This is a genomic window from Acholeplasma equifetale ATCC 29724 (genome assembly GCF_000687735.1).
In the GTDB taxonomy this organism is placed as follows: domain Bacteria; phylum Bacillota_I; class Bacilli_A; order Acholeplasmatales; family Acholeplasmataceae; genus Acholeplasma; species Acholeplasma equifetale.
The window spans coordinates 164,113-187,654 of record NZ_JHXL01000002.1; the positions used below are offsets into that span (position 1 = coordinate 164,113).

The following is a 23,542-nucleotide window of genomic DNA, read 5'->3' on the forward strand; positions in this document are numbered from 1 at the left end:
TCAAAGACTGAATAAATCAGCAAAGGATTATCAACAAATCAGGAATTTATAGATTAACTCTATCGGAAGAAAATTCTGATGCAGAAAAGATTTTTGAAGGTAAAGTAAAACACTTAACTTATGCAAATGGTGTTTTATATTTCGCAAATGGAAATGATGGTTATAAACTTTATCAAATGAATGCATCAACTAAAATAACTTCTATAATTGTCAATGAAAAAATAAATGAGTTAATACACTATAACGGTGAATTATTCTTCACAGTTGATAATTTATTAGGTAATTATTTAGCTAAGTATATGATTAATAGTCAAAAATTAGTCAAATTATCTATAGACAATGCTAAATACATAACAGTCATTGGAAATTATGTTTATTATGCAAATGTTGATATATTAACAACTCATATTTATGGTAAAGGATTATATCGTGTAAATAAAAATGTTTTAACAGATCAAAATAAACCAGGTGAATTATTATATGAATCACCATACAATGTTTCATCGTTAAATGCAATTGATGAAGAAACTGTTTTATTTATTAATTTTCAAAATAAATGTTTGATGGCATTTGAAGTTGATTCGAAAATAGTTGTTGATGTTATGGAGAATTTTGAAATTGAAGAAGAATATGCTCCACAACTGTTATCAAAATTTGAAACAGCTGTTTGGAAAGATAGAGTATATTATATAAACAACTTCATGGATGGGGCATTATATTATTATGATACAAAAACAAATCAAAATATTAGAGTTACCTCAAACAGCGTTAAATCATTTGCAATCATTGATGATTTCTTATACTTTAATCAAATTTCATGGTTAGTTAATAATGATTTATATATGGTTAATTTGAGAACTGGTGGATTGCCAGAACTTATATCTACAAATGATGCTCGCAACATGGTTATTCATAATGGATTTTTATACTATGTAAAAGAAAATGCTGTTGGTGTTGGTACAGCAGTTACAAGACTTAAATTGGATAGTACATTAGAAGAAGTTGATGTTTTAGACTATAATGCACATCACTTAACAGTTTATAATGGGAAACTTTATTACATTAAAGGAGCAGGTGTAGATGAAATTTGGGTAGCAGATATTTTATCAAACGGTGATTTAAGTAACCCAAGAAGATTAGGTAAAGATAAGACAGATTGGTTTGTTATAGTGGGGGATAAAATATATTATCGCTATGTTGGAATAATAAATAAAAATTTATCATCCATGGATCTAAATGGTGAGAATAAAAAAGAAATTATCACAGATTATGATCAGATTAGTTTTATCATAAAAAATGGTTTTATTTATTTTACAAATGATACATTGATAAATCCAAAAGATGGTATTTATCGTGCAGATATGGATGGATCAAACATTATCTTATTACATGAAAGTATAAATGATAATGGATTTGGATATAACATGCAACTTGTAGGTAATTATTTATATTTCTATAGTAAGAGTAGTGTTCTTGAAGATCAACATTTTTATAGAATTAACTTAACAACAAATGAACTAGAAAACATTGGATTACTAAAATAATTAAGTGTTGTTTTTTTTAAGAGATATATTTTATTAAATTTTCCTATCGATGATTTACATTTGGTATAATAGAATTATCAAATTAGGAGGTAAGTAATGGCAAAACTTTTTAAAGATAAGAAAATAGGGCTCTATATAGCAATAGTAGCTTTAGTTTTAGGCGTTGTAGCTGGTATGTTATATTTATTCATGCCAATCGTTCATTGGGAGGCCACAATTATAATTACTATAACTGAAGATTATTCACTATTAAGACTTTTCCAAGAAACTGAAGAATTAAGTTTTGTAAGTTTAATCATCACTATGGTATTAGTATTTGTTAATAGTCTCATTGGATTTTATTTCACAACGAATAAAAAACTATCTAACTATGTATTATTATCAGCATTAGTTTCTATTGTTATAGCTATTTTAATGTTCTCATCAGGTGCTTTATTAGTAGCTGAGAATTCAGATTTAAATTCAAATCTTATTCAGATTTCTGCGGGATCGGGTGCGATTATTTCTGGTATTTTAGCAATCATACAAGCTATACTATTCATATTTAGTGCTCCAGTTATTCAAAAGAAACTTTAATTAGATAGCAAGAAAAATAAAAAGCAGAGAGTATAAATATTTCTGCTTTTTTTATAAATGAAATCATCATAATTGCTATTATGGAATCATTAAAAAAATATAAAGATAAGTGTTATAATATGAATGTAATGATACTTCATAAGGGAGGAATCATGAAATGAAAAAATTCATTGATAAAATGATGTATAGTAAAATTACAACATTCATTTTCGTGGGATTGACATTGTTGTTAATGCTTATTGGTATATATTTAATGTTGCATGTTGATGCACTTCATCACGAAATCAAACAAGATATCTACTTATATTTTCCAGGTTTTTTCATGACATATCTTACACTTATTTTTATCATTAGCATGCATTACTATTTTATTATTCAAGAATTGGATTATAAACCCATTTTTAATCAATCCAAATGGACATATAGAACTAGTTTTTTAATATCTATTGTATTATTAATCATACCAATTATGACAACTTTATTTAAGTCTAAAGAATTATTACATATTGATGCATATATGGTGGAACCATCCATATATTTATTAGAATCTATGCCGTATATTTATTATAATGTGGTCTTAATTATATTTAACGTTATCGGGATTATGTTTTATGAATATATTCAAAGTCCTAAGCGCATTTACTAAAAAACACCTTCTAGGTGTTTTTTTTTATAAAGGTAAATAAAGTTCATACTGATTGATAACTTGAATTTCAAAATGATGTTTAATTAAAAAGTTAATAAGCATATGATTATTAGTTGTATTGATAAGTAATACATCTAAATTAAATCGTTGAGTGATATCGTTTAATAATTTAGTTCCAACACCATTAAGTCTATATTGTTCTAAAACGTGCAAGTAATAAATTTTACCTGTTTTATTTAAACTTATTACACCTATCATCTTATTATCTTTAAATGCTCCAAAGTAGTTCACATGATTTCCTAATATCTTTTGAAAATCGAAATCACTCTGCCAGTTCATATGATGTTTTTCAGTGTGCTCATAATAAAAATAAGCATCATTAAAAGTAATTGGTTTAACTTCAATCATTGGATTTTGAAAACTCACGATTTCTTTTGGATTGCCATGTTTAAAATAAGTGATATCATAAATGATTTGATACCCTTGTTTTCTATAAAAGTTAATAGCTTTATCATTACCTTTTATCACTTCTAAAAAGAGTTGTTGACAGTTATTTTTTGCTGCAAGTTCTTTATGAAATTTAAAAAGATTTGTTGCTATTCCCATATGACGATACTTAGGATCAATACATAAAGCCCCACAACGAAGTGTTTTAACACCTTCATAATCTTTAATGCCACCCAACATAAGGCCTATAGGTTTAGCATCATCTAAAGCTATAAATGAATATTTAAAATCATTTTGTTCAATACCTAAAAAAATGTCTTTAAATCGATCTTTAGTAATATCAACTTTAACGATATAATCAGAAAACCCTTTGTTAAAAGCCTCATACATTAAATCTAAATCTTTTTCCTCACAAACTCGATAATGAATCATAAGTCCCCCAAATGAAAAATGTTTATTTTATTTTACATGATTTATTTCAATTATATAAAGTATTTATATGTTTTTGTTTACATGATAAAATGTGATTATATGAAGGATGAGAATAATGTTTAAAATTTATACAATAGGTGAAAGTTTAGTTGATTTAACTCAAAACTTAAATAAAACTTATACGAAACATCCAGGTGGTGCACCTCTTAATGTTGCTGTTTTAGTTAAACGTCTAGGTGGAAAATCAAAGTTTATAGGATCAATTGGTTCTGACTCATTTGGAGATTTTTTATATGACACATTAATAAAAGAAAATATAGATACATCATTAGTGAAAAGAATTAATGCACCAACTATGCTTGCTATAGTATCGATTGATTCTAACCAAAATCGATCATTTACATTTTATAGTCAAAAGACAGCTGATCAATTTATCGATATAAATTTAATAAGAAAACATACTTTTAATAAAGACATTTTACATTTTTGTACAGTTAGTTTAAGACATAAAAATAATATTAAAGCACATCGTATAGCTATTAAAAAAATAAAGGATCAACATGGTATTATTAGTTTTGATGTAAACTTTAGACAAAATTTATGGAATAATGATAAAAAGTTAAAACGAATCACAAATCAATTTATAAAATATTCTGATATTGTTAAGTTTTCAGAAGAAGAATGGGATTTTTTATTTAGTAATGATAATAAAATCGATATTTATAAAAAATTATTTAATTTAAATGTTCAAATGATTTTAATTACTCGTGGTGAAAAAGGTGCTCGTTTAATTACTAAAAATTTTGAATATGATTTTGAAGGTTTTAAAGTTGATGCTAAAGATACAACAGGTGCTGGGGATGCTTTTATAGGGGCAATCCTTTATAAAATTCAAGTATTAAAAAAAGACATTAAAAATATCGATAAGAAAGAACTAAAAGAAATTCTAGAATTTGCTTGTCTTGTTGCAGCATCATCAACTAAGTATGATGGAGCTATATCTTCATATCGTTTTGAAAATATAAAATAGGTGATAATATGCATATAACAATAAATCATAAAATTTATGAAGTAATAAAACTTCTTGGAAAAGGTAAAAGCGGTTATTCATATTTGGTTAAAGATGAAAAAAATAAAGAATTTGTTATTAAACAAATCCATCATGAACCTTGTGATTACTATCAATTTGGAAATAAATTAGAAGCAGAAATTCATGCATATCAAAAATTACTGAAATTAAAAATACCAATGCCAAAACTCATTGAAGTTGATATAGAAAACGAGCGCATATTAAAAGAATATATTCCTGGATTAACTGTTTTTGATATGGTGAATCAAAATTTAAGCGTTAGTGAGGCATTACAACAATTAAAAAATATTTGTTGTGTGTTATATCAAAATCATTTAAATATTGATTATTTTCCAACGAATTTTATTATGTATCAAGACATTTTATACTATATTGACTATGAATACAATCAGTATATGGATGAATGGAATTTTGAAAACTGGGGTATAAAATATTGGTCTAAAACAACTGAATTTATGGATTATATTAAAAATAATAAACATTAAAATATGTGGATTTAATCCACATTTTTTATAATTGAAGATACTTAAATAGAAGTTAATTTTAAATTTAATACTATTTATCATATAATAAAAGTAAGGATAACATTGAGGGGATTATATGAGTATATTGGATAGATTTAAACCATTTCAATTACCAAATGGTGGATTCAAACAATTTCATAGTATGAATCATTACATATCAAATTTAAACTTAGTTTCAACAGAAACAGTTTTAAGAGTAGCTTATTATCATGATATTACGAAGGATGATTCATTCGTACAAAGCATATTAGATTATGTTAAATCATTATTATATGAAAAAGAAGAATACCCGGATCGTAAAGAAAAAGTTATAAACTTTAAAGTATTTACAGAATTAATGTATGCAACATGGCTTACGATATTTAATGTAGATGATCCAAAAGCCAAAACAATTCGTAAAAAATGGAAGATTGTTGTTGAGTATGCAACAACTAAAAACACATTCAATGAAGATAAGTATAAAGAAAAATATGATGAGATTATTGGAAAACCACTGCATGGTGAACGATATATAACTTTAAATAACTTTTATATTGTAGCGTTATTAAAAGATGAATTAGATTCACATTCAAGGGAAATATTTTCAAAATATATTATGAAACAAGGTATTTACTATATTTATGGTAAAACACTTAAAAAACTACCTAAAGCATTTGATCATAATGAGTCAATATATTATTTACTTGCAGTAAAAATGATTTCAAATTATATAACGCATAAAGAAGATTTAAAGTTTGTTAAAGATTGGATATTAAGTCATGAAATTGATGGAAATTGGTCTATGAAAAACATTAGAAAAGATCAAATTATATTTATTGAAGATTGGAAAAAACCATCAATTAAACAAGAAGAAATTAATCAATTTATGCATCGTATATTAAATGTTTTATAATATTTGAGATTATCAATATGAATCGAACTAACCTTATATGTTTAGATGTTAAAAATATGGACGAATCATTAAAATTTTATAAGCACTTAGGTTTTCTAACGATATATCATAAATTACTTAACCATAAAAAAAACAAAAGATCCAAAGGTTAGTCGATTGATTGAAGCTATTTCAGCATTATATTGGACAATAATTGTTGCAGTATATTTAGCATTAAGTTTCTTATTAGGGGATGGTATATAACATGGGTTATTTTCCCAGTTTCAGGTGTTATATTTGCTGGAATTGTGGCTTTTATTGAGTGGATTAAAAGATGTCTAAATAAGAAAAATGAGCCATTCATCAATAGCTCATTTTTTGTTTTAAGATAATATAACATATATATTAAAGAATTCACTTCTTTATATAAACTATGATAGAATAGATAAGGTTTATAAGAAAGATGAGGGATTCATATGCTTACAGTTTCGAATGTAACTTATCAAATTGGAAAAGAAATCTTATTTGAAGATGTGAATATTAAATTTACTGAAGGTAATTGTTATGGTGTTATAGGTGCAAATGGCGCTGGTAAATCAACACTTTTAAAGTTATTATCAGGTAAACTTCAACCATCAAAAGGATCAATTACATATCCTCAAACAAAGCGATTATCAGTCTTAGAACAAGACCATTTTAAGTATGATGAATATACAGTTATGGATACAGTTTTAATGGGTAATCAAAAATTATATCAAGTAATGCAAGAAAAAAATGCTATTTATTCAAAACCAGATTTTTCTGAAGAAGATGGTATTCGAGCAGGTGAACTTGAAGCAATCTTTGATCAAATGAACGGATGGAATGCTGAAAGTGATGCTGCGATACTTTTAAGTGGTTTAGGTATAGATGTGAAATATCACTATGAACAAATGAGTTCATTAGAAGGTAGTTTAAAGGTTAAAGTTTTACTTGCAAAAGCGTTATTTGATAATCCCGATATTTTACTATTAGATGAACCAACAAACCACTTAGATTTAGAAGCTGTTCGCTGGTTAGAAAACTTCTTAATTGATTTTGAAAATACTGTCATTGTTGTTTCTCATGATCGTTACTTTTTAAATAAAGTTTGTACACATATTGTTGATATTGATTATAAACAAGTTAATCTTTATGCAGGTAATTATGATTTTTGGTATGAATCAAGTCAATTAATGATTAAACAAATGAAAGAACAAAATAAAAAAGCAGAAGAAAAAATCAAAGAACTTCAAGAATTTATTTCAAGATTTAGCGCGAATGCTTCAAAATCTAAACAAGCAACCTCACGTAAAAAATTACTAGATAAAATTGAACTACATGAGATTAAACCATCAACGAGACGTTATCCATACATTAATTTTAAAATTGATAAGCCATTAGGTGATGATATCTTAAAAGTTGAAAATTTATCAAAAACAGTTAATGGCGTTAAAATGCTTAATAATATTACATTTACATTAGGTAAAGAAGATAAGGTCGCATTTGTTGGATTGAATCAAAAAGCATATACATTGTTGTTTGATATTTTAACTGGCAAAGAAGAAGCGGATAGTGGTTCATTTAAATGGGGTATGACTGTTAACCTAGGATATTTTGAAAAAGATCATAATTATGAATTTGAAAATAATAAAATCATGGTTGATTGGTTAACAGATTTCTCACCAAATAAAGAAATAACATATGTTAGAGGTTTTTTAGGTCGTATGTTATTTAGTGGTGATGATGCATTAAAAGCGCTTAATGTATTATCAGGTGGTGAAAAAGTGAGACTATTAATGTCACGTATGATGATTTTGAACAAAAATGTATTAATCTTAGATGAACCAACGAATCACTTAGATATGGAATCTATTACTGCATTAAATAAAGGATTACAAGAATTTCAAGGTGTCGTGTTATTAACTTCACAAGATCATCAACTTATTTCTACGACAGCTAACCGTTTATTTGAAATCAAAGAGAATGGTGAACTTGTTGAATATGTTACATCTTATGAAGAGTATTTAGAGAATTTATAAAATGAAGAGTTCAAAAAAAAGAACTCTTTTTATTTTTGCAAATGATTTGCAAAAGATAAAACATATGCTATAATTACTTTTGCAAATCATTTGCAGAGGTGACTTATGAAAAAGATAGTTAGCATATTACATATCATGATATTTATAATTATACTAACAAGTTGTGGTACTCAAAATACTCAAATACTTACAACAAACTATATTACATATAGTCTAACAAAAGAATTAGTAGGTGATATGGCGAATATTGATGTTGTAACACCGGTAAGTATGGATTATCATGATTATGAACCGACGAGTCAAGATTTAATAAAAATCTCACATGCAGATGTATTTATCTATTTAGGTTTTGCATATGAAACATATTTAAGTGAAGCATCATTAAAGACATATCGTTCTGAAGATTCAATAAATATTGAACTTATTAACTTTACTGAAGATGATCACGATGATGAGGAAGAACACATCCATGAACACCAAGAACATGATGAAAAAGACCATGATCATTATCATCAAGAACATTATTGGACAAGTCCATATTATTTAAAAAAGATGGTTCAAAATTTATATAATGGTTTATTAAACTATAAATTAAATATAGAAAAACTAACTCAACATAAAGATAAGCTTATTGAACGTATTGATCGAATATCAATAAAATTAGAAAACGTACTTTCAATATATCAAGGCGAACCTAAAATTTATTTTATTGGTCATAATACGTTTCATCCATTAGAATCGTATTTTAATTTAGAAATTGAAGTATTAATTGATGCGGTAAATCCTTCAAGTGAACTTACTAGTCAACAATTAATTACATTTTTAAATGATTTTAAAAATTCTGGTGTTAAATTTATTTTTGTTGAAGAAACATTTGATCCAAGTTGGATGACTTTATTTAAAGAATATATACCCGATTTAATTATCTATCAATTAAATGGATATCACTTTATTAAGGAAGAAGATCTAAAAAACAATGTGTCAATTATTGATTTATATGAAAGAAATATAAATTATATTATAGACGCATTATTAGGAGATAAATTATGATTGAATTTAAAAATGTGGATGTTAAGTTTGAAAATTATTTCGCTTTAAAAGATGTAACATTTAAGGTTAATAAAAATGATTTTTTAAATATTGTTGGTCCGAATGGTGCAGGTAAAACGACTTTGATACAAGCAATTATTGATAAAGTAAAAGTATCAAATGGCGAGATTATTAAAAATTTTGATCAAATAGGTTATATGCAACAAAAACTTATTATTAATGCATCGTTTCCTATGACTGTTAAAGAATTTATATATACAGGTTTTATCAAACAGAAACTTATTATTTCAAAAGAAGATATTGAATTGATGAAATTATGGATGAATCGTATGGATTTAGATATTAATATGCTTGATATTAGAGTCAATAAATTATCAGGTGGTGAACTTCAAAGAGTTTATTTCATACGTTCACTTATAAAAAATCCTGAACTTATTATTTTAGATGAACCAACATCTGCATTAGACCCTGAATTCCGCAAGAAGTTTTATGAAATATTGTATGAATTAAATCATAAAGGAACAACAATTATTCATGTAACGCATGATATTGATAATAATTATTTGAAAGATGATTTAAAAATTTTATTACTTGATCAAAGTATAAAATTTCTAGGTGAATTTAAAACTTACAAAAAGGAGTATGGCCATGGACTTCATGCTCATTCTTAATATGCTTAAATATGGGATTATTATCCTATTACTCTTAGGTTTAACAGCAAGTTTATTAAGCCCATTTGTTGTATTAGGCGAAGAATCCATGATTGCAGATGGATTAAGTCATGTTTCATTTATGGCATTGGCAGTAGGTGTGATTTTCTTTAATGAACCCTTTTATGTTGCAATACCGATTGTCATACTCGCATCAATATTAATTAAGTATTTAGTTATTTCTAAAAAAATAAAATCAGATGCAGCATTAGGCATTATATCTAGTGTAAGCTTCGCTATTGGATTAATATTAATTAGTTTTGTAAAAACAACACTTAACTTAGAGACATTAATAAGTGGTAGTCTATGGTTAAGAAATTTAAGCGATGTAATTATTGTAGGTATTTTATTTATTCTAACAACAATATTTATTCTTACACAATATCGAAAACTTATCTCTTTAACATTAGATTATGAATATGCAAAAGTTAGTAAAATCAAAGTCAATTTATTAAGTTATGTATTTTCAAGTTTAGTAGCACTATTCGTAGTTGTAGGTATAAAATCTGTTGGTGTTTTACTTATTTCATCATTCTTAATTTTTCCTTTAGTTACAGCTAGAGTATTTGCTAAAAATTTCAAAGAAACATTTGTATATGGTATGATTTTTACATCAATTATTATATTATTTGGTATTTTGATTGCACATATGTTAAATATTGCAACCTCTAGTACAATCGTTGTACTCTATGGAGCATTCTATTTAATACTATTAGGTATTGAATGGTTGAAAGTGAGGGTTAAACAATGAAGTTTACTACGAAACAAAAAATTATTTTTGATACTCTGGATAAGTTTAACAAGCCATTAAGTGCTGAAAACTTATTTGAAATGCTTGATGAAGGAACAATGAATTTATCAACCATTTATAGAACACTTGAGAAATTTTATCAAGAAGGATTAGTATCTAGAAACTATTTAGATAATACAGCTTATTATTATTTAACAAAGGATGAACACCATCATTATATGATCTGTGAAATTTGTAAGAAAAAATATGAAATGGATTGTCATATTGATGAAATCATTTTAAAAATCCAAGAAGAATATGGATTTAAAGTTTCACATCATGATTTAAATTTTTATGGTGTATGTAAAAACTGTCAATAAAGAAAAAACATCTTCGGTTGAAGATGTTTTTTTATGTTTAAATTTCAATTTTTTTGATTGTATTTGATTGAATTGATTTTTCAATACCTACATAAGAAACTAAAAGGATGATGATGTGAGTAGGGGTGTAATAAGTATTATCGACCATACCGTGAATATGGGTAATAATAAGCATGGAGGTAACAATTATTGTTTCTAATTTCCACCATCTTTTAAATAAACGAACTAAATCAACATGGAAATAAATAAATGCTAGTAATCCAAATGTACCCATTGTTGCCATAGTGTGAAGAATTGTATTATGATAACTTCTAAAACTGTGAATCATCCAAGTATCAGAATACCAACTCTTACCAAATACTGGATATTCTAAGAAATATTTTATTGCATCACTCCAGTCTTCTTCGCGACCATTTAAAAATGAGTTACCACTTTCAAGAAATGATATTAAAAACTTAATCATAAAATATCCAACAGGAATTGCTAATAAAGTTAAAATAGATAACGCAATAATGACTTGTTTTCTATATTTTTTATAATCAATTTGTGCATATTTGAAGAATAGATAAATAAATAATAATACAAATCCAACTAACCCTAAATATGCACCACGTGAGGTTGTAATAACGATTGTAATCATTGAAACAACCATTAAAAATGTTGAGATAAGCTTGGTCTTTATTTTAGAATCTGTGAATATAAAGTATGCAAATGTTGGTAGTAGCATAACAAGTATACCAGCGATGTTATTTGCATTACCCCATCCCACATTTAATCTTACTTCTAAGCCATCTTTTACATAAATCCAACGATAATCAATTGCATATTTTAAAATATCTATAAAACTACCAATATGAGCATTATCAATAAAATAAATAATAATCATAGTTATTGTTTGTAAGATAACAAGGATTGAAATTCCGACTAAAGTTTGGAATAAATAATTTAGATAAGCTTTTTTGGTTGTTGAATTAAAGAATATATATAAGAGTAAATAAATAAAACCTAAAAGCGAAATAAATAGTATCGATAGTTCAAATGGTTTTTGATCTAAAAAATAACCTGACATTGAAAGAATAAACGATAAAGCAACTAAAAATAAACTTTTAAATAAAAAACCAGGTGTAAGTTTTACTTTATATTTTATAAAGTGATATATAAATGCTGTAACAACTAATCCTAATACAACATATAAAGCCCATAATTCATTTAATGTTTCCATACCTAAATTTTGGTTAGATAACATAAATATTGTGTGTATGACTAAGGGAAATATGTATATTGTTTCTTCATAAAAAATTAGTATCAAACCAATGACTATTGCAAATAAAGAAATTCCAATGATTTCTAATACATCAAAGTTTGGACTTGGACCAATAGATCCAAAATTGAATAACCAAAAGATGAATGTTAAAAAACTAATCAGTAGTATATATGTTGTACTATTTAAAAAATTTTCAATTTTTGATTTCATAAAGCACCTCATTGTGATTGATGTTTATTATATCAACACTCATATTTTCAATCACTGCAAACATAACATATGTAACAATACTATAATGAACCATATATTGTGTATTATCAATTAAACCATGAAGTTGAGTAATGATATAAACTAATATAAATCCGAATATACCAAAGCTTTTTCTTTTATTATAAAATAGTTTTCCTATCATAACCCATTGATATAGAAGAATGATTAATCCAACAATACCAGCTGTTGCAAGTACTTGGAAAATAGTTGAGTGATATACTGTAATACGATTTTGTGAGTTTAATATCCAACTTGGTGTATTCCAACCATATCCAAATATTGGATATTGTTTAAATAAGTTCCATGCACTTAATTCATGATCAATCCATAAGTCTAGTCGACCAGTTAATATTTTATTTAAATCTTGATTTTTAAGCGTTTCAATAAACTCATTCCATAAATACTCAACAATCGGAAATATGATAACACCAAGTAAAATTGCTAAAAATATTGCTATGCTTGTATTAATCATCTGATATTTATTACGTCTTACAAAAATATAAATAACTAAGATCAGTGCAAGTATAAACATAAATAGAATAGATCCTCTAGCTTCTGCAGCAACAATCCAAAAAGCATTCCACCCAATGCTAAGATAAGGGAAAATACTTTTGGGATATTTATCAAGATAATAAATTGATCCCGCAGTAAATAAAGTTAAATGTATTGTTAAATCGTTAATATTTCCCCAACCAGGTGTTATTTGTTCTGGAAAAATATCAAAGAAATCTTCAAATATATTTACATCAACTAATAATGTATAACCTTTAATCCAAATTGCTACAATTTGAAGTGATAACATTAATCCTAATGCAACAAATGTACGCATTAAAGTTTTTCTCGCATCCGTTAATGTATTCGCATAAAACAGATAAATAAAAGTATATAACGGGAGTAGTAAAATTAAAATTAAAGATACTTCATCAAATGGTTGATAAATAAGAGGAATCATAAATGAGATAGATGCTAAGATTAAACTTAAACCGAGTGTTTTAAGTTTAAAATGAACCCTATAACGAATTAAATGATAAATAAATCCGATAAGAACTAAAATGATATGTATAAATCCAAGCGTTGCAACATCAATTGTATCAATTCCCATGTTTTGAATGCCTAATGTGAATAAGATAACATAAAGTATTGGAATCGTATAAGCAGTATTTTTAAAAAAGATTAATAATAGACAAAAAGGTATAGTTAATAAAAATAAACTATACAATGTAACTGACATTTGAGATTCAATTGGTAAATATAAGCTAAAACTCCATATGATAAGACTTATCAATACGATTACATATGGATAAATACGCCCATTTAAAAAATTTTCAATGCGTGTTTTCAAGTACGTGCACCTTTTTAATTTTTGTATATCAATAGTGTATCATGAAATCTATGATTTTGATAAAAAAATAAGACCTTTTGAAAAAGGTCTTATATTATTTATAACTTATTTCTTTTCAACTAAAACTTTCTTTAATTTAGCAAAACGTGGTAATCCGTTTTCTTTTTCTAATTTAGTTTCGCCTTGGATTAAAGGTAATGCATAATCAATAAAGTCTTGAGTTAACCCTTTGTTGTCAGGTAAAATCCATTCTAATGGAACTTTTCTTTCAGCATTCGCAACGATATGTAATGGTAATAGAGGGAACTTAACTTTATATTTTTCTCCAGGTACTCTTACGATACCAACAAATTTATCTGTTGAACCATTAACTGCTTTCTTAACAGCTAATTGACCAACTTTGAATGCTTCGTTAATATCTGTTTGAGAAGCAACGTGTGCAGCAGCTCTTTGTAATAATGAGAATTCAATAGCACGTGTCTTAACACCGAATTTATTTTTAACTTGGTTAGCTAAGAATTGTCCAGCTCCACCTAAGTTAGCATGACCAAATGCATCTCTTGCAACTTCAGCTTCTAATTCAGCAAGATATTTACCTTCTTTAGTTTTAGCACCTTCAGAAACAACAACAAAACAGCTCTTACCAGTTTTTAATACGCTACCTACTTGTTCATAGAATTTATCCATGTCAAATGGTTGTTCTGGTAAGTAGATATAGTCAGGACGGAAACCTTGAACTGATGGTAAAGCTGCAGCAGCTGTTAACCAACCAGCATTTCTACCCATAACTTCAACAACTACGAATTGTTGTGTGTTATAAACTGTACCATCTAAGATTAATTCCATGATAGATGTTGCAACATATTTTGCAGCACTACCATATCCTGGTGAGTGATCGATACCTGCTAAGTCGTTATCGATTGTCTTAGGTACACCCATAACGCGGCATTCCCAACCAGATTTCTTCATAAATTTAGAAATCTTTAAGCAAGTATCCATTGAGTCATTTCCACCATTATAGAAGAAATAACGAATGTTATACTTTTTGAAAACTTCTAATAATCTATTGTAATCTGTTGGATCTTTCTTATAATCTGCTAATTTATAACGAACAGATCCAATAGCTGAAGATGGAGTATATTTTAATCTTTCTAATTCTTTCACATCTTCTTTTTTGATGTCGTAGAAGTTTTCATCTAAAATACCTTTAATACCATGAGCAGCACCATAAACTTCAGTGATTTCCTCATGTTTTAATGCTTCTAAAAATACGCCTGCTGCTGAAGCGTTGATTACAGATGTAGGTCCACCTGATTGACCAAGTAGAGCAGCTCCAACTAATTTTTTAGCCATATTCTAAACCTCAACTTTCTTTTTGCAAGTAATAGTTTATCAAACATCTAACATATTTGCAAATACTTACATTTTATATCATAATTTTCTTTTGATTATGCATATAAATATGCTATAATATGAGCGGCTAGATAGGATGTGACAGTTATGAAAATTGCAGTTTTAACATCTGGTGGCGATGCGCCAGGAATGAACGCTGCCATTCGTGCAGTTGTAAGAACCGGACTTCAATATGGACACGAGATGTTCGGGGTTGTTGATGGATATCGCGGTTTGCTAGAAGATCGTTTTATTCCGTTGACTTCAAAAGATGTTTCAGGAATGCTTAATCAAGGTGGTACAATGTTAGGTACATCAAGAGTTCCTGAATTTAAAGAAATACCTGTCCAACAAGTTGCATTAGATAATCTTCGAAATCGAGGTATTGATGGATTAGTTGTTATTGGTGGGGAAGGTTCATATAAAGGTGCCTTAGCATTACATAATTTAGAATTTCCAACAGTAGCTATTCCAGGTACAATTGATAACGATGTTTTTGGGACTGATTTTACAATTGGTTTCCATACAGCATTAAATACAATTGTTGATGCAATCGACAAATTAAGAGATACATCAAGTAGTCATAGAAGATGTTCAATCATTGAAGTTATGGGTAGAACCTCTGGTGACTTAGCACTTTATGCTGGAATTTGTGGTGGAGCGGAATTCATAATTACACCAGAAAGTCCGATTGATAAAGATAAATTAATTTCAACATTAAAAAGACATAATCAAGAAGGTAGACGACATGCGATTATTGTTGTTACTGAACAACAATTCGATGTGCATAAACTTGCTGCTGAAATTACAATTAAATCTGGTTTTTCAACACGTGCAACCGTATTAGGTTACATCCAACGTGGTGGTAGACCAGTTGCAGAAGATAGAATCTTAGCTTCTCGCATGGGGTCATTTGCTGTTGAAAAACTTATGGAAGGTCAATCTGGTATTTGTATTGGTATACATAATGATGAATTAGTGACACATTCATTATTAGAGATTGTAAACCATCCAAAAGATCGTGCAAAATTATATGAGTTAGTTAAAAAACTTAGAAGTTAAAAAAAGAAAGATGAAAGGTAATAAAAAAATATGAAAAAGACAAAAATTGTTTGTACTTTAGGTCCAGTTTCAGAAAATAAAGAAACAATGACTGCTTTAATCAAAGCAGGTATGAACGTTGCTCGTTTCAACTTTTCACATGGTGATTATGAAGAACATGGAAAAAGATTAGCAACAGTTCGTGAAATCAATAAAGAATTAGGTACTTATGTGGCATGCTTACTTGACACTAAAGGACCAGAAATCAGAACACATGAATTTGACGGAAAAGTTGAAATTAAGAAAGACAGCGAAGTACGTATCGCATTCACACCAGTTATGGGTAATGCAAGCAAATTCTCAGTTTCATATGCTGGTTTATATGATGATATGAAAGTTGGAGAATTTGTAACAGTTGATGACGGTTATTTAACTTTAGAAGTTATCGCAAAAGATGAAAAAAATCGTGAATTAGTTACTAAGGCATTAAACACACATACAGTCAAATCACGTCGTGGTGTTAACGTTCCAAACGTTGTCTTAAATATGCCATTCATTTCAGAAAAAGATAGAGAAGATATTATCTTCGCTGCTAAGATGGGTTATGACTTTATTGCTACTTCATTTACTCGTCGTAAAGAAGATGTTTTACAAGTAAGAGAAATCTTAGATGCTCATGGTGGACAAGATGTCCAAATTATTGCTAAGATCGAAAACCAAGAAGGTGTTGACAACCTAGAAGAAATCTTAGAAGTTGTTGATGGTATCATGGTTGCTCGTGGTGACTTAGGAATTGAAGTCCCAGCTGAAAATGTACCTGTTTACCAAACAGAAATGATTGATTTATGCTTAAGTGCTGGTAAAGTAGTTATTGTTGCAACTCAAATGTTAGAAAGTATGCAAAAGAACCCTCGTCCAACTCGTGCTGAAGTATCAGACGTATTCAATGCAGTTAGAGAAGGAACTTCTGCAACTATGTTATCAGGTGAATCTGCAGCTGGTGACTATCCAAAAGAAGCAGTTACATTTATGGCTAAGATTGATGAAAAAGCTGAATCAGTTGTTGATTATGAAATTTTCATTGATGAATTCTATCAAGGTGAAGGCACAATTGATGCATTAGCTCAAAGTGCTGCTAAGATGGTTTTAGAATATGATTTAAATGTAATCTTAGCACAAGGAAAAGAAGTTGCTAAAGCAGTTTCTAAATTCCATCCAAATGCTCACATTGTTGCAATTGTTAAAGATGAAAAAGAAGCTCGTAGTTTAGCATTAAACTTTGCAGTATTACCTGTATTATCAGAAGAAGCTGCATTAGCTAAAATGGTTGAATTAGGCTTAACTGAAGAAGATTTCGTATTAGAAATCACAGAAGCATCATTAGAATTATTACAACTCAGCAAATAACATTTTGGTGAATAAAAAATAAATACCAAGCGGTTTGCTTGGTATTTTTTTCACTAAAATAGAAAAAAAACGCATAATCATATATAATAAAGTTACGATATACAAACAGGGGTAATAACATGAGTCAATACAAAGCTTTATGGCAAGGATCATTAATTCGTGTTTTTGAATATGTACTAGATATCTTTGTCATGGTGCTAAGTTTTTTCACCGTGATTCAAATTGATATGTTTTTTGCATATAATGAATTCTTTACATGGGATTTAATTATTGGATTACATTGGTATCATTATTGGCAAATCGCAGCAGTTTATTTATTAGCTACTGCATTTATGTTTAAAATGTACCAAACAACATTAATTAATAATTCATTTAGAAATGCACTACAATCAACATTTGCTGCAATTCTATTTATGAATACACCATTAATTTTATTTGGTTTTATTAATCCAACGAACTTTATTTTTTCAACACCGTATTACACTTTTTTAGTTGTTGGGGTTGAATTTATATTATATGCAATCTATAAATATTTATTTTATAGAATTTTAGGACACTTCAATAGACAAGAAGTACTTATGATTGGGCCTAAAAATGAAGTTTTAGAACTAGCTAAAAAGTTCTTACTTACTCAAGATAGATCTAAAAAAATTAAATATTTAATTTATGTAGAACCGAATCAAGTACTTGATGAATCAATTTACTGTTACATAGATGAGGTGGATAAAGTCTTTATTACAGAATCTCTTGATATGAATAATAAAGAGTTTATTTTAGACCACGCATCTTTCACAAATTTTAAAGAAGTCATTGTCGTTCCTAAGAAAACAGATATTTTCTTATTAAAATCTAAATTTGATACATTAGATGATGCGATGTTATTAAGAAGCCAAAATATGCATTTAAGTTTTGAAATGAGATTCATTAAACGTACGATTGATCTAATTGTATCTATTTTAGGTTTAATTATTTTTGCTGTTCCAATGTTATTGGTGGCTTTAATTGTAAAGTTGCAAGATGGTGGTCCTGTATTTTATAAACAAGAACGCTTTAAACGCAACAACGAACCTTTCTATATCTATAAGTTTAGATCAATGACACATAAACAAACATATGAAATGGAACAAACACTTGCAACACATAATGACCCTCGTATTACGAAATTTGGTCGTATTATTCGTGCAACACGTTTAGATGAGCTTCCACAATTATTTAATGTTTTAAAAGGTGATATGACGCTTGTTGGTCCACGTCCATTCATGAAGTCAGTTGTTGATGAAGCGATGGATAAAAACCCTGACTTTAGATATCGTAGTAATGTGAAACCAGGAATTACAGGTTTATCACACGTTTATGGGCGATATGATACAACACCAGAAGAACGTTTACGTTATGATTTATTATATGTACGTCAATGTAATTTATGGTTAGATATTAAAATTATGTTTTTAACTATTATTATCATATTCAACAAAGAAGCAGGATTAGGACGAAGTAGAGAATTATCATTTGAAGAACTACTCAATGAAAAAGGTAGAGCATTAACTAAAGTAGATCATCAACTTTATGATATCTTTTTAGTAAGCAATAAATAGGGAGTGTTTTATGGCGATACATTCGAAATATCCATCAATATTACATGCGTTAAAATATGTACTATTTGATAGCATTACAATCATATTAAGTTACTTATTGTCCATTTGGTTATTTGGATTTATGGGTATACAAAGTACGGATGAAAATTTAATCATAATTTTACCAATTATTGTCGTTTTTAAAATTTTCATCTATGTTATTGCAGGCATTTATAATATGTTGACACGTCATACAGGATTTGAAGACGTAATTAAAATCTCAGCTTTAGTGATATTTACGAATTTAGGTATCGTTTTAATCATCATGTTGACGGGTTTAACATTTATGTTTAAATCAGCTTATGTATTTATTTCTTTAATTGAAATTTCAGGATTAATTTTTCCGCGTATTTTAAGAAGAACTTATAGAACAGTTATTACACAATTCCGTTGGATGCGTAGTGATGGTGTTCGCACATTAATTGTAGGTGCTGGACAAGCTGGCGAATTAACAATTAAAGAAATATATCAAAATAAAGATTTAAATAATATTCCTGTAGCCATACTTGATGATGATTACAATAAAATTGGTAAAAAACTACTTGGTGTAAGTATTACAGGTACTTTAAAAGATATTGAAAGAACAATACATAAATATCAAATTCAAGAAGCAATTATTTCTATTAAAGACCTACCCAAAGCTCGATTTATTGAAATTGTTAATGAATTATTGAAATTAGGTGTTAAAGTAAGAAAACTTAACATTATGGAAGATGTTGATCAAGTTAATAGTAAAAATTTAGTTGTTGATGTTAACCTTGAAGACTTACTTAATCGTGAAATTATTAATTTAGATAATGAAGGTATTAATGATTTTATTAAAGATCAAGTTGTTTTAGTAACCGGTGGAGGTGGTTCCATTGGTAGTGAATTATGTCGACAAATCTTTAATTTAGGTCCTAAAAAATTAGTTATCTTTGATATTTATGAAAATAATGCATATGACATTCAAATGGAGCTTCAAAGAAAAATAATTAAAGAATCAAACAAAAAATATCCTGATTTAGAAGTAAGAATTGGCTCTGTTTATAATTATCAAAGATTAGAAGAAATTTTTGAAGAATTTAGACCTTCTTTAGTATTTCATGCAGCGGCGTATAAACATGTACCATTAATGGAAGATAGCCCAGTAGAAGCAATCCGTACAAATGTATTAGGAACATATAATGCTGTAAAATTAGCTGATAAATATAATGTTAAAAAGTTTGTTTTAGTTTCAAGTGATAAAGCGGTACGACCAACTAATATCATGGGAGCGACTAAACGCTTAGCAGAGCTTATTTTAGAAACTATGCAACAAAAATCTAAAACAAGTTTCTCAGCAGTTCGTTTTGGGAATGTTTTAGGTTCTAATGGTTCTGTTATACCATTGTTTAAAAAACAAATCGCAGATGGTGGACCTGTTACAGTAACGCATAAAGAAATTACAAGATACTTTATGACGATTCCTGAAGCTGTTGGATTAATTTTACAATGTGGTGTTTATGCAGATAAAGGTGAATTATTTATTCTTGATATGGGCGAACCAGTTAAGATTTATGATTTAGCTGAAAAGATGATTGCTTTAGCAGGATTTGTACCACATCAAGATATCAAAATTGATATAGTTGGTTTAAGACCCGGTGAAAAATTATATGAAGAATTATTGGTTGATAGCAGTGATCAATCAAGATTCCATAAAACAGAAAACAATCTTATTTTTATTGAAAAAGAGAAGGAAATTTCTTTAGATCAAAATTTATTTAATGAACTATTATCAAAATTTGAATCCTTAGATGATGAAGAAATTAAGAATTTTGTATCAAAAATAATTCCAAGTTATACACCAGATAAAATGAAAAAGACTAGTGGAAACTAGTCTTTTTTTCAGCGTTTAATGGAAAATTGATATTTTGTATAGTAATTATATGTATCATCTTTGGTTAAAAGATTTAATTCACTTTGAGTTTTTTGACCTTCAATAGCTAAACCTGTAAATAGTGAATTTGAAAGAGCATTTGATAAATCTGTCATAGTTGGTTTATTTTGAGTGAATAAAACTAAACTTGGATAATTTGTATAAACATCTAATTGATATGAATTTGTCTCTAATCTTAATGCGTGTTCTTGTTCAAGTAAGAATATATCATCTAATTTACTTTCTTGATCAATGAGTAATTTTCTAGGTTTTAAATAGTCTTTATATGTACCAATTACAGATACTTTATGATTAAATTGTCCTTTTTCATTTTGACCTAAAAAGTATTTACTAAAAACTGTTAATGTATGACTATTTAAACTTGTTGATTGGTTTAAATTGAAATAAGGGTGAAATGTAATGTTACATAGTGATTCTGAATTTGTTTTAGCTTCATGTCTAACAATTAAAGAAGAACCTTCAATTTCATAAGTGATATAAACATCTAAATCACCATGATATTGATCTTCTAAATGATCACGATGCATGAAGTAAACGATTTTATGTGGTGTATGTTCAATCACCTTAAAAGTGCTTAATGAAAACTTATTTGGTCCACCATGTTGTAAGAATTCACTATCTTTAAAGTCAACATATTTTACAGTTTCTTTAGTTTTATGGAGTCTTCCTGCAGTTCTTCCGATTGTTCTACCATAAGATAGTGTATTTGATACGAATAATTCATGTGTTTTAGGTGTTGATAACACTTTTTGTTTCTCTGAATCAACCTTTAAATAGATTTGATATACGGATGCTGCATAATCAAAAGTTTCTACTTTGATATAGTCATTTTCTATTGTATAAAGTTGCATAAATAAACCTCGTCTCTATATTCTCTAATAGATATTCTAACATAAAAAACGTTTTGATAAAACACTATACGCTTGTAAAGTGAATTTCATAGTATAATAGAAATATCTTATAATTATTTATATAATAAGGGCCTATGGAGTATATATTTGATATTTTTAAGTTAATCGAAAAATCGTTAGAGAATGAAAAACATTCTTTTTTTGTCGTAGATGAAAAAAAATTTACTCAAAGTTTAATTGAAAATGGCTTAGTGGGATTAGTTTTTGAATATATTGACCCTAAATCGTTTAAAAATCAATCATATTATAATCTATTAAAAGAAATATTTAAAGGGTATGTATACCAAGATATTCAACAACAAAACTTAATTCAAACAATTAATGATAAATTTAATGAAGCTCAAATCAAACATATATTTTTAAAAGGTGCACACTTAAAAAAAATATATCCACAAAGTTATATGCGCGGGATGGGGGATATTGATGTTTTGATAGAAAAAGATAATGTTGAGTTAGTTAAAAGTATCTTTCTTGAGATGAATTATAAGATGACTGATGTACGATTACTTCATTACACTTTTGAAACACCAAATAATTTAATTATTGAACTGCACCCGACAATTGTCTCTGAAGTTGATTTTGAGTATGAAGAATTTTTAAATGGGGTTTGGAATGAAGCATATTTAAAATCAAAATACTTATATGAACTAAATAATGAATTTTTGTATGTATACTTATTAATTCATGTAGTTAAACATTTAAGAACTTCCGGAGTCGGAATTCGATCTATTTTAGACTTGAAATTATTTAAAGATTATTATATAGAATCAATAGATTTCATCAAATTGTCAAATAATTTACATAAACTAGATTTAATTAAAGCAGATGAAAAAATGGAACGATTAAGTTGTATTTTTATTAATCAAATGTTACCGTCTGATAAAGATTTAAAAATTATAGAATACATATTAAAATCAGGTATACATGGTAAAGGGAGCGAACACGATCGATTCACCGGAAGAAGAGTGTTTGAGACGGAACATAAAAAACAAAGTAAAACTCAATACTTTTTACTACAAATTTTTCCAAAAAAAAGATATTTAGAAAATCAGTATCCATATTTAAGAACGCATCCTTGGTTACTTCCTTAAGCTTGGTTGGTTAGAATAATAAAACAATTGTTCAAACCTAAAAATACTAAGCAAAGAATTAAAGCAATTACTAACGATGATAATGTATTGTTAACTAAAGAAGTATATGATTATTTTGGTATTTAAAAATAGGAAAAAATAATTCAAAGAAACAATATTTTAATAATTACTTATTATTAAGTGATATACTATAAAAAAACAATTTGGATGTT

21 protein-coding genes are annotated in these 23,542 nt (G+C 27.6%); 16 read left to right on the plus strand and 5 right to left on the minus strand.

Annotated elements, in window-relative coordinates; all coding sequences use genetic code 11:
• The first annotated feature begins 44 nt into the window (after positions 1–44).
• The 3 genes from T434_RS0102235 to T434_RS0102245 all read left to right on the plus strand — a co-directional run bounded on the left by T434_RS0102235 (position 45) and on the right by T434_RS0102245 (position 2,766).
• The gene (locus T434_RS0102235) at positions 45–1,544 is read left to right on the plus strand and encodes a DUF5050 domain-containing protein (RefSeq protein WP_281172672.1); all 1,500 of its coding nucleotides are present in this window, start codon (positions 45–47) and stop codon (positions 1,542–1,544) included.
• A 96-nt stretch (positions 1,545–1,640) separates the two neighbouring features.
• Positions 1,641–2,120, plus strand: a complete 480-nt coding sequence (locus T434_RS0102240; RefSeq protein WP_026399715.1) for a hypothetical protein — start codon at positions 1,641–1,643, stop codon at positions 2,118–2,120.
• A 157-nt stretch (positions 2,121–2,277) separates the two neighbouring features.
• A complete protein-coding gene (locus T434_RS0102245) occupies positions 2,278–2,766 on the plus strand; it encodes a hypothetical protein (RefSeq protein ID WP_026399716.1) in 489 nt (162 codons plus the stop codon).
• A gap of 24 nt (positions 2,767–2,790) precedes the next feature.
• Here the strand turns inward: T434_RS0102245 and T434_RS0102250 are convergent, their stop codons facing one another.
• Positions 2,791–3,645 (minus strand): GNAT family N-acetyltransferase, encoded by an 855-nt coding sequence (locus T434_RS0102250; protein ID WP_026399717.1) that lies wholly within the window; start codon positions 3,643–3,645, stop codon positions 2,791–2,793.
• 115 nt (positions 3,646–3,760) lie between these two features.
• Between T434_RS0102250 and T434_RS0102255 the strand changes: the two genes are divergently transcribed.
• The 8 genes from T434_RS0102255 to T434_RS0102295 all read left to right on the plus strand — a co-directional run bounded on the left by T434_RS0102255 (position 3,761) and on the right by T434_RS0102295 (position 11,060).
• Complete coding sequence (locus T434_RS0102255; RefSeq protein WP_026399718.1) at positions 3,761–4,675, plus strand: carbohydrate kinase family protein; 915 nt, start codon at positions 3,761–3,763, stop codon at positions 4,673–4,675.
• Between the two features lie 8 nt (positions 4,676–4,683).
• On the plus strand, positions 4,684–5,220 hold the full coding sequence (locus tag T434_RS0102260) for a BUD32 family EKC/KEOPS complex subunit (RefSeq protein WP_210997107.1): 537 nt from the start codon (positions 4,684–4,686) through the stop codon (positions 5,218–5,220).
• Between the two features lie 115 nt (positions 5,221–5,335).
• Positions 5,336–6,151, plus strand: a complete 816-nt coding sequence (locus T434_RS0102265; protein ID WP_026399720.1) for a hypothetical protein — start codon at positions 5,336–5,338, stop codon at positions 6,149–6,151.
• Between the two features lie 455 nt (positions 6,152–6,606).
• Positions 6,607–8,190: an ABC-F family ATP-binding cassette domain-containing protein gene (locus tag T434_RS06615; RefSeq protein ID WP_035358121.1), complete on the plus strand. Its 1,584-nt coding sequence runs from the start codon at positions 6,607–6,609 to the stop codon at positions 8,188–8,190.
• A 135-nt stretch (positions 8,191–8,325) separates the two neighbouring features.
• Positions 8,326–9,240 carry a metal ABC transporter substrate-binding protein gene (locus tag T434_RS0102280; RefSeq protein WP_162150631.1) on the plus strand — a complete coding sequence of 305 codons (915 nt, stop codon included), beginning with the start codon at positions 8,326–8,328 and terminating at the stop codon, positions 9,238–9,240.
• Positions 9,237–9,911, plus strand: coding sequence for a metal ABC transporter ATP-binding protein (locus T434_RS0102285; RefSeq protein ID WP_026399722.1), 675 nt, complete (start codon positions 9,237–9,239; stop codon positions 9,909–9,911). The genes T434_RS0102280 and T434_RS0102285 overlap by 4 nt, the downstream gene beginning before the upstream one ends.
• Complete coding sequence (locus T434_RS0102290; protein ID WP_162150632.1) at positions 9,889–10,701, plus strand: metal ABC transporter permease; 813 nt, start codon at positions 9,889–9,891, stop codon at positions 10,699–10,701. Before T434_RS0102285 ends, T434_RS0102290 begins: the two co-directional genes overlap by 23 nt.
• Positions 10,698–11,060 (plus strand): Fur family transcriptional regulator, encoded by a 363-nt coding sequence (locus T434_RS0102295; protein WP_026399724.1) that lies wholly within the window; start codon positions 10,698–10,700, stop codon positions 11,058–11,060. Before T434_RS0102290 ends, T434_RS0102295 begins: the two co-directional genes overlap by 4 nt.
• Positions 11,061–11,097: 37 nt before the next feature.
• Here the strand turns inward: T434_RS0102295 and T434_RS0102300 are convergent, their stop codons facing one another.
• The 3 genes from T434_RS0102300 to T434_RS0102310 all read right to left on the minus strand — a co-directional run bounded on the left by T434_RS0102300 (position 11,098) and on the right by T434_RS0102310 (position 15,289).
• Positions 11,098–12,534: an O-antigen ligase family protein gene (locus T434_RS0102300; protein ID WP_026399725.1), complete on the minus strand. Its 1,437-nt coding sequence runs from the start codon at positions 12,532–12,534 to the stop codon at positions 11,098–11,100.
• Positions 12,518–13,936: an O-antigen ligase family protein gene (locus T434_RS0102305; protein ID WP_162150633.1), complete on the minus strand. Its 1,419-nt coding sequence runs from the start codon at positions 13,934–13,936 to the stop codon at positions 12,518–12,520. The genes T434_RS0102300 and T434_RS0102305 overlap by 17 nt, the downstream gene beginning before the upstream one ends.
• A 105-nt stretch (positions 13,937–14,041) precedes the next feature.
• On the minus strand, positions 14,042–15,289 hold the full coding sequence (locus tag T434_RS0102310; protein ID WP_026399727.1) for a 6-phosphofructokinase: 1,248 nt from the start codon (positions 15,287–15,289) through the stop codon (positions 14,042–14,044).
• 147 nt (positions 15,290–15,436) lie between these two features.
• On the opposite strand from T434_RS0102310, the gene pfkA reads away from it, so the two are divergent.
• The 4 genes from pfkA to T434_RS06620 all read left to right on the plus strand — a co-directional run bounded on the left by pfkA (position 15,437) and on the right by T434_RS06620 (position 21,268).
• On the plus strand, positions 15,437–16,390 hold the full coding sequence (gene pfkA, locus T434_RS0102315; RefSeq protein ID WP_026399728.1) for a 6-phosphofructokinase: 954 nt from the start codon (positions 15,437–15,439) through the stop codon (positions 16,388–16,390).
• Positions 16,391–16,420: 30 nt separating this feature from the next.
• The gene (gene pyk / locus T434_RS0102320) at positions 16,421–17,776 is read left to right on the plus strand and encodes a pyruvate kinase (RefSeq protein WP_026399729.1); all 1,356 of its coding nucleotides are present in this window, start codon (positions 16,421–16,423) and stop codon (positions 17,774–17,776) included.
• Between the two features lie 119 nt (positions 17,777–17,895).
• Positions 17,896–19,371: a sugar transferase gene (locus T434_RS0102325; RefSeq protein ID WP_026399730.1), complete on the plus strand. Its 1,476-nt coding sequence runs from the start codon at positions 17,896–17,898 to the stop codon at positions 19,369–19,371.
• A 10-nt stretch (positions 19,372–19,381) separates the two neighbouring features.
• On the plus strand, positions 19,382–21,268 hold the full coding sequence (locus tag T434_RS06620) for a polysaccharide biosynthesis protein (RefSeq protein ID WP_051614330.1): 1,887 nt from the start codon (positions 19,382–19,384) through the stop codon (positions 21,266–21,268).
• Positions 21,269–21,276: 8 nt separating this feature from the next.
• Here T434_RS06620 and T434_RS0102335 read toward each other — a convergent pair whose 3' ends face one another.
• Entirely contained in the window at positions 21,277–22,179 is a 903-nt protein-coding gene (locus T434_RS0102335; protein ID WP_162150634.1) for an aldose epimerase family protein, read from the minus strand.
• A 134-nt stretch (positions 22,180–22,313) separates the two neighbouring features.
• Between T434_RS0102335 and T434_RS0102340 the strand changes: the two genes are divergently transcribed.
• Positions 22,314–23,330, plus strand: a complete 1,017-nt coding sequence (locus T434_RS0102340; protein ID WP_026399732.1) for a nucleotidyltransferase domain-containing protein — start codon at positions 22,314–22,316, stop codon at positions 23,328–23,330.
• Positions 23,331–23,542: the final 212 nt, after the last annotated feature.

Bases quoted from the DNA above. Each gene is read 5' to 3' on its own strand.
- T434_RS0102240 (WP_026399715.1), top strand. From the start codon at position 1,641: ATGGCAAAACTTTTTAAAGATAAGAAAATAGGGCTCTATATAGCAATA.
- T434_RS0102245 (WP_026399716.1), top strand. From the start codon at position 2,278: ATGAAAAAATTCATTGATAAAATGATGTATAGTAAAATTACAACATTC.
- T434_RS0102250 (WP_026399717.1), bottom strand. From the start codon at position 3,645: ATGATTCATTATCGAGTTTGTGAGGAAAAAGATTTAGATTTAATGTAT.
- T434_RS0102255 (WP_026399718.1), top strand. From the start codon at position 3,761: ATGTTTAAAATTTATACAATAGGTGAAAGTTTAGTTGATTTAACTCAA.
- T434_RS0102260 (WP_210997107.1), top strand. From the start codon at position 4,684: ATGCATATAACAATAAATCATAAAATTTATGAAGTAATAAAACTTCTT.
- T434_RS0102265 (WP_026399720.1), top strand. From the start codon at position 5,336: ATGAGTATATTGGATAGATTTAAACCATTTCAATTACCAAATGGTGGA.
- T434_RS06615 (WP_035358121.1), top strand. From the start codon at position 6,607: ATGCTTACAGTTTCGAATGTAACTTATCAAATTGGAAAAGAAATCTTA.
- T434_RS0102280 (WP_162150631.1), top strand. From the start codon at position 8,326: ATGATATTTATAATTATACTAACAAGTTGTGGTACTCAAAATACTCAA.
- T434_RS0102285 (WP_026399722.1), top strand. From the start codon at position 9,237: ATGATTGAATTTAAAAATGTGGATGTTAAGTTTGAAAATTATTTCGCT.
- T434_RS0102290 (WP_162150632.1), top strand. From the start codon at position 9,889: ATGGACTTCATGCTCATTCTTAATATGCTTAAATATGGGATTATTATC.
- T434_RS0102295 (WP_026399724.1), top strand. From the start codon at position 10,698: ATGAAGTTTACTACGAAACAAAAAATTATTTTTGATACTCTGGATAAG.
- T434_RS0102300 (WP_026399725.1), bottom strand. From the start codon at position 12,534: ATGAAATCAAAAATTGAAAATTTTTTAAATAGTACAACATATATACTA.
- T434_RS0102310 (WP_026399727.1), bottom strand. From the start codon at position 15,289: ATGGCTAAAAAATTAGTTGGAGCTGCTCTACTTGGTCAATCAGGTGGA.
- pfkA (WP_026399728.1), top strand. From the start codon at position 15,437: ATGAAAATTGCAGTTTTAACATCTGGTGGCGATGCGCCAGGAATGAAC.
- pyk (WP_026399729.1), top strand. From the start codon at position 16,421: ATGAAAAAGACAAAAATTGTTTGTACTTTAGGTCCAGTTTCAGAAAAT.
- T434_RS0102325 (WP_026399730.1), top strand. From the start codon at position 17,896: ATGAGTCAATACAAAGCTTTATGGCAAGGATCATTAATTCGTGTTTTT.
- T434_RS06620 (WP_051614330.1), top strand. From the start codon at position 19,382: ATGGCGATACATTCGAAATATCCATCAATATTACATGCGTTAAAATAT.
- T434_RS0102335 (WP_162150634.1), bottom strand. From the start codon at position 22,179: ATGCAACTTTATACAATAGAAAATGACTATATCAAAGTAGAAACTTTT.
- T434_RS0102340 (WP_026399732.1), top strand. From the start codon at position 22,314: ATGGAGTATATATTTGATATTTTTAAGTTAATCGAAAAATCGTTAGAG.